This window comes from Micromonospora sp. CNZ299 (assembly GCF_002754415.1).
Genome location: NZ_PEFG01000001.1, coordinates 4,624,710 through 4,637,778 on the forward strand (window position 1 = coordinate 4,624,710; position 13,069 = coordinate 4,637,778).

General features: G+C 69.2%; 14 protein-coding genes. 13 read left to right on the forward strand and 1 reads right to left on the reverse strand.

Annotated elements, in window-relative coordinates; all coding sequences use genetic code 11:
* The first annotated feature begins 33 nt into the window (after window positions 1–33).
* The 10 genes from CLT68_RS21010 (at window position 34) to CLT68_RS21055 (ending at window position 9,903) form a co-directional block, all read left to right on the forward strand.
* Window positions 34–1,491, forward strand: coding sequence for a sugar porter family MFS transporter (locus CLT68_RS21010; RefSeq protein ID WP_099853243.1), 1,458 nt, complete (start codon window positions 34–36; stop codon window positions 1,489–1,491).
* Window positions 1,492–1,666: 175 nt separating this feature from the next.
* Window positions 1,667–1,969 carry an urease subunit gamma gene (locus CLT68_RS21015; protein WP_099853245.1) on the forward strand — a complete coding sequence of 101 codons (303 nt, stop codon included), beginning with the start codon at window positions 1,667–1,669 and terminating at the stop codon, window positions 1,967–1,969.
* 39 nt (window positions 1,970–2,008) lie between these two features.
* Window positions 2,009–2,467 (forward strand): urease subunit beta, encoded by a 459-nt coding sequence (locus CLT68_RS21020; RefSeq protein ID WP_099853248.1) that lies wholly within the window; start codon window positions 2,009–2,011, stop codon window positions 2,465–2,467.
* Between the two features lie 51 nt (window positions 2,468–2,518).
* Complete coding sequence (locus tag CLT68_RS21025) at window positions 2,519–4,237, forward strand: urease subunit alpha (protein ID WP_099853250.1); 1,719 nt, start codon at window positions 2,519–2,521, stop codon at window positions 4,235–4,237.
* Window positions 4,238–4,297: 60 nt separating this feature from the next.
* Entirely contained in the window at window positions 4,298–4,861 is a 564-nt protein-coding gene (locus CLT68_RS21030; protein WP_099853254.1) for an urease accessory protein UreE, read from the forward strand.
* A gap of 22 nt (window positions 4,862–4,883) precedes the next feature.
* Complete coding sequence (locus CLT68_RS21035) at window positions 4,884–5,561, forward strand: urease accessory protein UreF (RefSeq protein ID WP_486482260.1); 678 nt, start codon at window positions 4,884–4,886, stop codon at window positions 5,559–5,561.
* 66 nt (window positions 5,562–5,627) lie between these two features.
* Window positions 5,628–6,257, forward strand: a complete 630-nt coding sequence (gene ureG, locus CLT68_RS21040; RefSeq protein WP_099853259.1) for an urease accessory protein UreG — start codon at window positions 5,628–5,630, stop codon at window positions 6,255–6,257.
* A complete protein-coding gene (locus tag CLT68_RS21045) occupies window positions 6,254–7,171 on the forward strand; it encodes an urease accessory protein UreD (RefSeq protein ID WP_099853262.1) in 918 nt (305 codons plus the stop codon). Before ureG ends, CLT68_RS21045 begins: the two co-directional genes overlap by 4 nt.
* 17 nt (window positions 7,172–7,188) lie before the next feature.
* A complete protein-coding gene (yut, locus tag CLT68_RS21050; protein WP_099853264.1) occupies window positions 7,189–8,214 on the forward strand; it encodes an urea transporter in 1,026 nt (341 codons plus the stop codon).
* A gap of 27 nt (window positions 8,215–8,241) precedes the next feature.
* Window positions 8,242–9,903, forward strand: a complete 1,662-nt coding sequence (locus CLT68_RS21055) for an ammonium transporter (protein ID WP_486482261.1) — start codon at window positions 8,242–8,244, stop codon at window positions 9,901–9,903.
* A gap of 27 nt (window positions 9,904–9,930) precedes the next feature.
* On the opposite strand, the gene CLT68_RS21060 is transcribed toward CLT68_RS21055, so the two are convergent.
* Entirely contained in the window at window positions 9,931–10,659 is a 729-nt protein-coding gene (locus tag CLT68_RS21060; protein ID WP_099853267.1) for a YoaK family protein, read from the reverse strand.
* 159 nt (window positions 10,660–10,818) lie between these two features.
* Here CLT68_RS21060 and CLT68_RS21065 point away from each other — a divergent pair, with 159 nt between their 5' ends.
* The 3 genes from CLT68_RS21065 to CLT68_RS21075 all read left to right on the forward strand — a co-directional run bounded on the left by CLT68_RS21065 (window position 10,819) and on the right by CLT68_RS21075 (window position 13,056).
* Window positions 10,819–11,541, forward strand: a complete 723-nt coding sequence (locus tag CLT68_RS21065) for an MSMEG_4193 family putative phosphomutase (RefSeq protein WP_088948066.1) — start codon at window positions 10,819–10,821, stop codon at window positions 11,539–11,541.
* 115 nt (window positions 11,542–11,656) lie between these two features.
* Complete coding sequence (locus tag CLT68_RS21070; protein WP_088948067.1) at window positions 11,657–12,241, forward strand: DUF3090 domain-containing protein; 585 nt, start codon at window positions 11,657–11,659, stop codon at window positions 12,239–12,241.
* A complete protein-coding gene (locus tag CLT68_RS21075) occupies window positions 12,238–13,056 on the forward strand; it encodes an SCO1664 family protein (protein WP_099853269.1) in 819 nt (272 codons plus the stop codon). Before CLT68_RS21070 ends, CLT68_RS21075 begins: the two co-directional genes overlap by 4 nt.
* Window positions 13,057–13,069 lie beyond the last annotated feature (13 nt).

A 13,069-nucleotide genomic window follows, 5' to 3' on the forward strand; every position in this document is an offset into this window, starting at 1 on the left:
ATCTGTCGGTGGCTCGCGTCGGAGGGGGCGACCGTGACTGCGAGCGCTGGCCCGAAGCGTGGCCGGGGGCGGCCACCGAGACGCAACCTCGTCGCGGTCGTCTCGATCGTCGTGCTCTCCGGTGCGTTCTTCGGCTACGACCAGGGTGTCATCAGCGGTGCGCTCCGCGACATTCGCCAGACCTTCCACGCGGACACCTTCGCCGTCGAGGTGGCGGCGAGCTGGGTGACCCCTGGGGCGCTGGTGGGCGCGTTGCTCGGCGGCCACCTCGCGGACCGGATCGGTCGCCGCGGGGCACTGTGGGTCGCCGCCGCCACGTTCGCGGTGGGCACGATCCTGCAGGCGACCGCACCGGTGATCGGAGTCATGTTCGGCGCGCGGTTGATCCTGGGGCTGGGCATCGGGGTGGCCTCGGTCGCCGGGCCGATGTACGCGGCGGAGGCCGCGCCGGAACGGATCCGCGGCAGCCTCCTGGCGGTCTACCAGTTCTCCACGACGTTCGCCATCTTCATCGGTTACCTGGCCGACGAGCTGTTCGAGGCCGGCAGCTCCTGGCGTTACCTGCTGGTGGCGGCGGTGCTGCTGGGTGCGGCCCTCGCCCTGGTCACCACAGTGATCCCCGACTCGGCCGTCTGGTACTTCGGACGGGGGGACCGGCGCCGGGCGGAGGCGTCTCTGCGGGCGACAGTGCCGGAGCGGAACGTGCCCCAGCGACTGCACGCCATCGAGGAGAGCCTCTCGGCCGGCAAGGCGGGTTGGCGGGAGGTGCTGTCGCCGCAGTGGCGGCGCCCCTTGGCGCTCGGTGTCGGCATGGCGCTGTTCCAGCAACTGACCGGGATCAACGGGATCATCTACTACGCCGACGAGATCTTCTCGTCCGCCGGGTTCCACACCCCGCAGGCGCAACTGGCCGCGACCACCTGGGCGATCGGCGGGGTCGACTCACTCTTCACGCTGGTCGCGGTCGCCTTCCTTGACCGGCTCGGTCGCCGGCCGCTGCTGCTGGTCGGGCTGCTGGGCATGGCGGTCTCGCTCGTGGTGGTCAGCATCAGTTTCGCCAGGATGGCCCCGGCGGCGCGGACGGCCGGAGCGACCGGGCACCACCCCACCGACGCGGGCATCTTCCTGCTGATCGGTGTGGTCATGTTCGTGGCGTTCTACGCGATGTCGATCGGGCCGACCGCCTGGACGGTCATCAACGAGATCTTCCCGGGCCGCATCCGGGGCCGGTGCGTCGCGATCGCCTCCGCCACCCACTGGGGCACCGAGTACCTGATCACGCAGTTCTTCCTGAGCATGCTCGACGCCCTGGGGAGGTCGGGCGTGTTCGCCCTCTTCGCCGGCACCTGTGTGCTCGGCTTCCTGTTCGTCTGGCGGTACCTGCCGGAGACCAAGGGCAGGACTCTCGAACAGATCCAGCAGATGTGGCAGACCGACGCTCGTGCTCGGCGCCCTCACCGCGCCGATGACCGGGCGGCCGGTACGTCGTGATTTGCGGTTTCTGACTCGTGGCGCAGGGGCTGGGCGTACATTCGGGCTGAAGCCGCCCAAAACGGTCTCACTGGACAAAAGGCCCTATTCCGGGTCGGATGCCAGTGCTCACCCCGTGGCGAGCCCGCTCAGCGGGATGGCGGCTCCCGATCGACAGTCGCGAAGGACCAGCACTGTGCATCTGACACCGAAGGAATTCGACAAGCTGACGATTCTCTCGATGGCCATCGTCGCCAACGCCCGGAAGGCCAGGGGGGTGAAGCTCAACCACCCCGAGGCCGTCGCGGTGATCTGCGCCGCGGCCCTGGAGGGGGCCCGGGACGGCAAGACCGTCGAAGAGGTCATGAACGACGCCCGCAGCACGCTCAGCGCCGACGACGTGATGCCGGGTGTACCGGACATGCTGCCCATGATCCAGGTCGAGGCGGTCTTCACCGACGGCTCGCGACTGGTCACTGTGCACTCACCGATTCAGTAGGCGCACCAGCGCCCGCGGTCTCCAGGAAGGCGGAGCAGAATGACCAAGCAGCATCCCGGGCCCAACTCGAAGCATCTGCGACCCATCGGCGGCTACATCCTGAGCGACCAGCCGCTGGAGCTGAACGAGGGTCGACCGGTGACGGAGATCGTCGTCCAGAACACCGGTGACCGGCCGATTCAGGTCGGCTCGCACTTCCACTTCTTCGAAACCAACCGAATGCTCGCCTTCGACCGCGAGGCGGCCTTCGGTAAACGGTTGAACATCCCGGCCACGACATCCATTCGTTTCGAGCCGGGCGACAGGAAAACGGTGCAGCTCGTTCCCTTCGGCGGACAGCAGCGGGTGTACGGGTTCAACGGGCTGGTGCAGGGGTGGACCGGCAGCGAGTCGGCGCCGAGCTACCGGCCGGACCGGACCGAGGCGATCCACAACGCCAAGACCCGGGGCTTCAAGTTCGACCCGGAGCAGCAGGACGACCCCAAGGGCAAGAAGTAGAGATCAACTATCCCCGCAGGGCGGCCAGCCTCGGGCAGGAGAGATGATGTTATGAGTCAGATATCTCGGCAAGAGTATTCCGGAATGTACGGTCCCACGACAGGCGACCAGATCCGTCTCGGCGATACCGACCTTTACATCGAGATCGAAAAGGATCTCCGGGTCCTCGGCGACGAGGTCATGTACGGCGGTGGCAAGACGCTGCGCGACGGTATGGGCAGCGCCAGCCAGGCCACCAGCGCCGAGGGGGTCGTGGACCTGGTCATCACCAACGTCACAGTGCTGGATGCGCTGCTGGGCGTAGTCAAGGCGGACGTCGGCATCAAGGACGGCATGATCGTCGGTGTCGGAAAGGCCGGCAACCCGAACATCATGGACGGTGTGACTCCGGGCCTGGTAACGGGGCCTGGGACCGACGCGATCTCTGGCGAGCATCTGATCCTGACCGCAGGCGGCATCGACGCCCACGTCCACCTGCTCACGCCGTCGCAGGCCTTTGCGGCGCTGAGCAATGGGGTGACCACCCTGTGGGGCGGCGGAACTGGGCCCACCGACAGCAGCAACGGCGTCACCATCACACCCGGACCCTGGAACATCCAGAACATGATGCGCGCCTTCGAGGGCGTGCCGATCAACGTGGGCATTCTGGGGAAAGGCAACAGCAGTGGGCGGCTCCCGCTTGTCGAGCAGATCATGGCAGGGGTCCCGAGTTTCAAGATCCACGAGGACTGGGGGGTGCCACCCGCGGTGCTCCGGACCTGTCTGGCCATCGCCGACGAGTTCGACGTGCAGGTCAGCGTGCACACCGACACGCTCAACGAGAGTGGCTACATCGAGGACTCGATTGCCGCCTTCGAGGGGCGGACGGTACACAGCTTCCACACTGAGGGCGCCGGCGGCGGACACGCCCCCGACATCATCAAACTCGCCGGCCTGATGAACGTGTTGCCCGCCTCGACCACGCCGACCGTGCCGTACGGCATCAACAGTCAATCCGAGCTGTACGACATGATCATGGTCTGCCACAACTTCAACCCGAAGGTGCCCTCGGACGTCGCCTTCGTGGAGAGCCGCATCCGGACCGAGACCATTGCCGCCGAGGACGTTCTGCTCGACGAGGGCGTCATCTCGATGATGCAGAGCGACTCCCAGGCTATGGGCCGCATCGGCGAGACCTGGCTACGCACGATCCAGCTCGCGGGTCAGATGAAGAACGTTCGGGGCAAGCTCGCCGAGGACTCCGACAGCAACGACAACTTCCGGGTGCTGCGCTACGTGGCAAAGATGACCATCAACCCGGCCATCACCCAGGGTGTCTCGCACGTCATCGGATCGATCGCTCCAGGCAAGCTCGCCGACTTGGTGCTGTGGGAGCCCGCCTTCTTCGGCGTGAAGCCCAAGATGGTGCTCAAAGGCGGCATGATCGCCTGGGCGATCATGGGCGACCCAAATGCCTCGCTGCCCACACCACAGCCGGTCTACTACCGAGAGGCGTTCGGCGCGTCGGGATCCCAGCTCGCCAAGAACTGCGTGACGTTCGTATCGAAGGCCGCTCACGAGTGCGGCATCGCCGAACAGCTGGGCCTGCAACGCCGTGTCATGCCGGTCTACCGATGCCGCAACCTGACCAAGCGGGACATGGTGCGCAACGACCGGCTTCCCAAGCTCGAGGTCGATCCGGAGACCTTCGCCGTGAAGATGGACGGCGTCCACGCCACCGTACCGGCGGCCCGGAACCTGCCGATGAGCCAGCTCTACTTCTTCAGCTGACCCCGTCGGGACCGTCTCGTACGTGCCTGGTCCCGGCACACCGACCGAAAGGAGAGGCCCGTGCTCGTCGAGACGGTGCTGGGCAACATGAACGAGCCCGACTGGACGCTGCGCCTGAAGGAAGCGCGCATCGACGACCTGGTCCTCGACCAGTGGGACGCCCAGAAGAGCCGCATCCGCAAGATGACCAGTTCCGGGGCGGAGCTGTCGGTGGCGCTGGCGCGTGGCGTCCGCCTGCGCGACGGCGACGTCCTCGCCTGGGATGACCTCAGCGCCACCGCGGTGGTGGCCCGGGTGCAGCTGGGCGAGGTGATGGTGGTCCACCTCGACAAGCTGCGCGGCGAGTCGGCCGAGCTGCTCATCCGCTCCGCCGTCGAGCTCGGTCACGCCATCGGCAACCAGCACTGGCCGGCCGTGGTCAAGGGCACGAAGATGTACGTCCCGTTGACCGTGGACCGCAAGGTCATGGACTCGGTGATGCGCACCCACGCCTTCACCGGGATCACCCACGAGTTCGTTCCCGGCACCGAGGTCATCGCGTACCTCGCGCCGCACGAGTCGCGGCGGTTGTTCGGTGGCGCCGACTCGACGCCGCACTCCCATCTCCCCGCCGACCTCAACTGAGCGGGGCCGGACGGTGCGCACCATGGCGGAAACCCTGAAGCTGCTGCAGTTCGGCGACTCGGTCTTCCCGGTCGGCGCCTTCTCCTTCTCCAGCGGTCTGGAGATGGCCGTCCAGCACGGCGTTGTGCACGATCGGGAGACCCTCCAGGACTATGTCCGGACGGTCACCCGGCTCGCCGCCACCGGGGACGGTGTCGCCCTGCTCGCCGGGCACCGTGCCGCCGTCGCGGGAGACCTGGACCGGATCCGACGCGCCGACGAGGCCGTGCACCTGCGCAAGATCAACGAAGAGATGCGGACCATGTCCGTACGCATGGGGCGCAAGCTGGCGGAGGCCGCGACACGGATCGTCGGGGAGACCCTGCTCAAGAAGCGGCTCGGCGAGTCGGCGTCGGGCGCGCCGGTCACCTACCCGGTCGCGCTCGGGGTGATCTTCGCCGACCTCGGGGTGCCCGAGGAGGACGCTTTCGCGGCCCACCAGTACGGCGCCGCCTCGACGGTGCTCAGCGCCGCCATCCGGTTGATGCGGGTCGACCACCTCGACGCGCAGTCGATCCTGTTCGCGGTCAACGAGAAGGTCACCGACGACTACCGCGACGTGCGCACCGCCGACCTCGACGACATGCAGACCTTCGGGCCGCACATCGACGTCCTGGCCGGCGCGCACCAGCACATCCACGTGCGGATGTTCATGAGCTGAGGGCTGACCTCCGCGATCCACACGTTTCTGACCCTCAACACGTCTCCCAGAAGGACTGGTCACATCATGAAGTCGGCAAGTCGTATCGGCGTAGGCGGCCCGGTGGGCAGCGGCAAGACCGCGATCATCGAGGCTGTCGTGCCCCGTTTCGTGGAGAACGGGCTGCGCGTACTGGTGATCACGAACGACGTCGTCACCACCGAGGACGCGAAACACGTCCGGCGCGCCCTGACCGGGGTCCTCGTCGAGGAACGGATCCTCGGGGTGGAGACCGGGGCCTGCCCGCACACCGCCGTGCGCGAGGACCCGAGCATGAACCTGGCGGCGGTGGAGGACATGGAGTCCCGGTTCCCGGACAGCGACGTGGTGCTGATCGAGAGCGGCGGCGACAACCTCACCCTGACGTTCAGCCCCGCCCTGGTCGACTACTTCATCTACGTCATCGACGTGGCGGCCGGCGACAAGATCCCGCGCAAGAACGGCCCGGGGATCTCCAAGTCCGACATCCTCGTGATCAACAAGACGGACCTCGCCCCCTACGTGGATGCCGACCTCGAGCTCATGGCCCGCGACGCGGACGTGACGCGCAACGGCAAGCCGGTCATGTTCACCAACTGCAAGACGGGTGAGGGCATCGACGAACTCGTCTCGTTGATCCGCCGCAACGCGCTTTTCGACGCCGAAGTGGTCGCATGATCACACTGGATGGTGCGCGGGAACTGGCGCCGTACCAGGACCAACCGGCACAGCTGCCCGCCGCGTCCAACGGCAAGGTCGGCGTGCTGCGCCTCGGGTTCGAACGGCGCGGTGACCGGACGATCCTGCACGACCTCTACCGGCAGTCACCGCTGCTCGTCCAGCGGGCGCTCTACTGGGACGAGGAGATGCCGCAGCTGCCCTGCGTCATGATCCTCACCACCTCCGGCGGTGTGCTCCAGGGCGACCGCCTGCACATGGACGTCGACCTGGCACCGGGCAGCCAGGCGCACCTGGTCACCCAGGCCGCCACCAAGATCCAGGAGATGGACGCGAACTACGGCTCGCAGATCCAGCGCTTCACCCTGGCCGAGGACACCTACCTCGAATACCTCCCGGAGCCCGTGATCCCGTACCGGGGCAGCCGGTTCGTCACCGACACCCGGGTGCGGCTCCCGGAGAGCGCCACCATGCTCTACGGCGAGGTTCTCCAGCCCGGCCGGAAGTACTACGGCGACGGGGAACTCTTCGCCTACGACCTCTTCTCCTCCTCGTTGCGCGCGGAGCGTCCCGACGGCCGGCAGTTGTTCGTGGAGAAGTTCGTGGTGGCTCCCGGGCAGTTCCCGGTGGCGCGGCTCGGCGTCATGGATCGCTTCCACATCTTCGGCAACGTCGTACTCCTCACCAGCCCGGAGCGGGCCGCCCGCGTCCACGAACGGACCTCGACGCCGGTCTGGGACGAGGAGACACCACTGGCCAGCGCCGTCAGCCGACTGCCGAACGACGCGGGCCTCATCTTCAAGGTCCTCGGCCAGGAGACGGAGCCGGTCCGTGCCGCGGTCCGTGCCTTCTGCGTGGCCGCCCGCGAAGAGGTGACCGGCCGGACCTTCCCGCCGGCCTTCAGCTGGCGATGACGGACTGAGGAGATGCCGTGCCGAGCGTGACCCGCAGCTGGGACAGGCTGAGTGACCACAACCCTCTGATCGGGTTCGTCGACGCCTGCCTGCGCGGGCCGGCACAGGTCGTCCTGCAGAACAACCCGCTCACCGGGCTGCTCGTCCTCGTCGCGATCGCCTGGGGAGCGTTCGAGAACGGGCAACCACGGATCCTCGGGGGAGCGGTCCTCGGTCTCGTCGTCGGCACCGCCACGGCCGTCGCCCTGCGGGTGGACGAGCCCTCGTTGCGCAAGGGACTGTTCGGCTTCAGCCCGCTGCTGACCGGGATCGCCGTCCCGACATTCCTCGACGACCGGCCGTTGATGTGGCTCTACCTGGTGCTCGGAGCGATCGCCACGACAGTTGTCACCCTGGCCCTGAACGCGATCTTCAAGACCTGGGGCCTGACCGCGTTCACCATGCCGTTCGTGCTGACCACCTGGGTGCTGCTGCTGGCCGCGTACCAGTTCGACCGGTTCACCGTGCTGACCAACCTGAAGCCGATGTTTCCCGGCGAGGGGCAGTTGACCGGTGGCCGCTTCGACTGGGACCTGGTCCCCACCTTCCTGCGCGGGGTCTCCCAGATCTATCTGATCAACAGCTGGGTCACCGGCCTGATCATCCTGGTCGCGCTGCTGGTCAACTCCCGCTGGTCGGCGCTCTTCGCGGTGATCGGCGCGGTCGGCGCGACACTGCTGGCGCTCTGGTTCGGCGCCGACGCGGCCTCCCTGGACAAGGGCCTGTTCGGCTTCAACGCGGTGTTGACGGCGATCGCCGTTGGTGCGGTGCTGCACCGTCCCGGAGCGCTGGTGACCCTCTACACCCTCTTCGGAATCGCCTTGACGCTCTTCGTCCAGATGGCCCTGGCGACAGTGCTCACCCCACTGGCAATCCCGGTGCTCACCGGACCCTTCAACATCGCCACCTGGTTGCTGCTGCTGCCCAAACGGCACTTCGCGCCGGTGCCCAACCACGAACGCGCCAAGGAGACCGTCGTCTCGACGGTGAAGCACTCCGTCTGACCGTACCGAGAGGAGAGGTGAGCTTCCGTGCTCGCTCAGGACGCGGTGAACTCGGGCGACACCGCCTGGGTGCTGGTTTGCGCTGGCCTCGTGTTGTTCATGACCCCGGGCCTGGCCGTCTTCTACGGTGGAATGGTCCGCACCCGCAACGTGCTCGCGATGTTGCAGCAGAACATGGTCGCGCTGGGGGTTGTCAGCCTGACCTGGGTGCTGGTCGGCTACACCATCGCCTTCGGCGACGACGCCGGCACCGGTCTCTTCGGCAACCTCGAACTCTTCGGGCTGAACGACCTCCGGGTCCCGCCCGCGCCCCACCTGCACGTGGTGACCGGCCAGGTGACGATCCCGACCCTGGCGTTCGTGGCGTACCAGATGATGTTCGCGGTGATCACCCCCGCGCTGATCACCGGCGCCACCGCGGGCCGGTTGAGGTTCGCCGGCTGGGTCGCGTTCCTGGCGATCTGGTCCATCGTGGTCTACGCGCCGATCGCGCACTGGCTGTGGCACCCCGACGGCTGGCTGGCGCGGTTCGGCACCCAGGACTGGGCCGGTGGGATGGTGGTCCACGCCTCCGCGGGAGCGGCGGTGCTCGGCACCCTGCTGGTCGTCGGACGCCGCCGTGGTTGGCCCCGCACCGCCTCCCCGCCCAACTCCATCCCGCTGACCATCCTCGGGGCGGGCATCCTCTGGTTCGGATGGTTCGGCTTCAACGGCGGGGACGGGCTACAGGCCAACGGGCTCGCTGCCCAAGCGTTGATCAACACCCATCTCGCGGCCGCCGCCGGCATGCTCGTCTGGCTGGTGGCGGAGCGGGTGAAGGACGGCCACAGCACCGTCGTGGGTGGCGTCTCCGGCGCTGTCGCGGGACTCGCGACGGTCACCCCCGCCGCCGGGTACGTCAACACGCTCTCCGCCATCGCCATCGGAGCGATCGCCGGAATCGTCTGCCACTTCGCGCTGCGGTTGAAGTATCTGCTCCGGCTCGACGACGCGCTGGACGTCCTCGCGGTCCACTTCGTCGGCGGCATGCTCGGCTCGCTGCTGGTCGGCTTCTTCGGCGACAGTGGCGTCAACCCGCTCGGCAAGGACGGTCTCCTCTTCGGCGGCGGCGGGTCCCTGCTCTGGCACCAGATCGTCGGCGTGGTCGCCGTGGTGGCCTTCTCCTTCGTGCTCAGTTGGGCGATCGCCGCCGCCGTGCAGGCCGTCCTCGGGCTCCGTGCCCCCGCCGACGAGCAGGACAACCTCGACCACGCCCAGCAGGACGCCGACGCGTACCACCTGGGCGGTGTTGCGGGCCTCAACGGCACTGGCGCACCGCAGCGTCGACGCGAACCCGGACGGGAACGCGGCGCCGAACGGCCCGCCCGGCCGGCCCAGAACGCCCGGCTGGTCACCGCGACGGTCAATCCGACGCTGCTGCCGACCACGCGGGAGCTACGGGACGCCCTGGTCGGTGCGGGAGCCACCTCCATCGTGCTCTTCGACGCCACGGTCTCCACCGCCGAACCGACTGCGCGTTCGCTGCCCCGGGGCTACTGGCAGGACCAGGACCTCGTGGGCCGCGCCCGGGTCGAGGTCGTGGTGGAACGCGAGGCGGTGTCCGCCGTGCTGGACGTGCTGGGTCGTTACGGTGCCGAGCGCTCGGAGTGCTTCGTGCAGGACGTCCAGCTCGCGACGGACGTCCGCTGAGCTGGTGCACGTCGGCGCGGGCCTCGGTCACCTCTTCGACCGGCGGGAACGGAGCAGGAACGACACTGCGGACAGGGCGAGCGTTCCCCAGGCCGGCACCCAGCGTGGTTGTTGCTGCGCCAGCGTTCCGATGCCACCCCCGGTGGCGTAGCAGAGCAGCGCCAGGAGCCCGAGGAAGGTGCCCTGCCGGGCCCGTTTCCGGCGGGTGTCCGGTCCGGCGAGCCAACGCCCGACGCGTTCGCCGATCTTCGCCACCGTGCCCGACTGGTAGGTGATGTGGGTGGTGATCCCGGCCGTGCGGACGAACAGGGTCGCCAGCGCGCCCATGGCGAAGCCACCCGCGGCGGCCAGCGCGATCCGCGGCGGTCCGCCCTGCCGGCCGTGGTGGAGCAGGACGTTGAGCACCGCCCAGAGCGCCAGTGTGGCCACGGCGCAGGCGAGTCCACGCAAGGACGGCGACCACGGGCTCCGTGCCGCGCGTACCTGTGAGACCACGCCCGTCCCGGCGGCGAACGCGATCAGTGAGGCCGCGGACTCGGGCCAGGCGGCGTGTCGTCCGGCGAGGCCGATGCCCAGGAGGACGGCGTTGCCCGACTGGTTGGCGACGAACGCGCCGTAGCGCAGGAAGGCGAACGCGTCCACGAAGCCGGCGATGCCGGTGGTGAGGGCGAGGACCAGGAGCGGGCGCCGGAACTCCCCGTACACGTCCTGCGGGTCCGAGATGGCCGAGGCCTGCGCGGGTGCCGGGTCGCCCATCGCCTTTCACACCCTCCGGACAGAGGTCCCGGACAACCCGGGCATTCAGTATTTTACCGCCAAGGCGGCGGCTCGATCCGTTTCCCGTCCGATCCCACCGGGCGACGCGGACACGGGCAGGCCGGAGGGCGATGCTGCCGGTCGGACGCAGGTCATAGGGTGGTCCCCGTGGCGACCCTTCTGCTTCTGCGACACGGCCGGACGACCGCGAACGCCGACGGCGGCCTGGCCGGCCGCCAGCCGGTCGAGCTGGACGAGACGGGCCGGGCCCAGGCGGCCGCGGTCGGCGAGCGGCTGCGGTCGGTGCCGCTCGCCGCGGTGGTGACCAGCCCGCTCATCCGGTGCCGGCAGACCCTGGAGCTCGCGCTGCCCGACGCCGACCCGCTCGTGGAGGAGGGCTTGATCGAGTGCGGCTACGGAGCCTGGGAAGGACAGCCACTGAAGAAGCTGGCGAAGGAGCCGCTCTGGCCGGTGGTCCAGCAGCACCCCAGCGCCGTGGTCTTCCCGCAGGGTGAGGCGATGGCGGCGATGGCCGCACGGGCGGTCGCGGCGGTGCGCGCATGGGATGCGCGGATCACCTCCGAGCACGGCCCGGAGGCGGTCTGGCTGGCGTGCAGCCACGGCGACGTGATCAAGGCGATCGTGGCCGACGCGCTCGGCGTACATCTTGATCTTTTTCAGCGGATCGTTGCCGACCCGGCGTCGGTGACGGCGATCCGGTATACGACGCTGCGGCCGTTCCTGCTGCGGCTCAACGACACCGGGGGCGACCTGGCCGCACTGGCGCCGCCGCCACGCAAGCGCCGCCGGGCGGCGCGGGCGGCGACGAGCGCGGCCGACTCCGACGCCCCGGTTGGCGGCGGCGCGGGGGCCGGCCGGTGAGCCGGAGTGCGCCACGCCCGGGTGCAAGGGCCGGTGCGCCGGGCGTGGCGGGGACCACGGTGATTCGGGTCGGTGGGGTGCGCGGTGCCATGGCGGGCCGGATAGGGTCGTGGGTATGACCCACCAGGTGCACGCCTTCGAACCGCCGGAGCGGTTCGTCGCCGGGACTGTCGGGCCGCCGGGGGAGCGCACGTTCTTCCTGCAGGCTCGCGGCGGCGGCCGGCTGGTCAGCGTCGCGCTGGAGAAGGTCCAGGTGTCCCTGCTCGCCGAGAAGCTGGAGGAGCTGCTCACCGAGGCACAACGTCGCTTCGGGGTGGATCTGCCCGAGCTGGCGCCGGTGATTGGCGACAACGAGCCACTGGACACTCCGGTCGACGAGGAGTTCCGGGTCGGGACCCTCGGGCTGGCCTTCGACGTGGACACCGCGACCGTGGTGATCGAGGCGATCGCCGCGGGCGAGGTGGAGCCCGAGGTCGAGCTGGGCGACGAGGACGACGAGGACGAAGACGACGACGAGGACGAAGAGCCGGACGAGGACCTGGACCGGCTCCGGGTCCGGCTCACCCCGCAGGCGACCCGCCAGTTCATCGAGCGGGCCCGGCGAGTGGTCAACGCGGGCCGGCCGCCGTGCCCGCTCTGCGGCCAACCGTTGGACCCCGCCGGGCACCTGTGCCCGCGGCACAACGGTTATCACCGGTGACCTCGTCCGGCCTCCAGCCTCGCCAGGACGGCGACGCCGCGCTGCGGCTGCTGCGTGACGGCGTGCTCGACCTGGAAGGTCGGCTGGTCGACGCGTCCAACACGACCCTGCGCGGCATCCTGACCCTGGAGGGGGTCACCGCCCGCTGCGTCTACAAACCGGTCCGGGGCGAGCGCCCACTGTGGGACTTCCCCGACGGCACGCTGGCCGGCCGGGAGGTCTCGGCATACCTGGTCTCCCGGGCGACCGGCTGGGACCTGGTGCCGCCCACCGTGCTGCGTGACGGCCCGTTCGGCCCCGGCTCCTGCCAGCTGTGGATCGACGAGCCGGAGGACGCCGACCCGCTGGTCGGGTTCCTGCCGGCCGGTGAGCTGCCGCCACGCTGGTTCCCGATCGCCGCGGCCCGCGACGACGACGGCGCCGCGTACGCCCTCGCGCACGCCGACGACCCCCGGCTGGCCCGCCTCGCGGTGCTCGACGCAGTGATCAACAACGCGGACCGCAAGGGCGCTCACGTGCTGGTCGGTGCCGACGACCGGATCTACGGCGTGGACCACGGGGTGAGCTTCCACGTGGAGGACAAGCTGCGTACGGTGCTCTGGGGTTGGGCCGGCAAGCAGCTGCCCGCGGACGCCGTGGAGATGCTCGACGGGCTCGCCGGGCAGATCGCCGGCGCGCTCGGCGCGGAGTTGGCCGACCACCTCACCATCAGTGAGGTGACCGAGGTGGCCTCCCGGATCGACCGGTTGCGCGAGACCGGCCGCTTCCCGCAGCCACCGGAGGACTGGCCGGCGATCCCCTGGCCACCCATGTGACCCGTTGTCATCT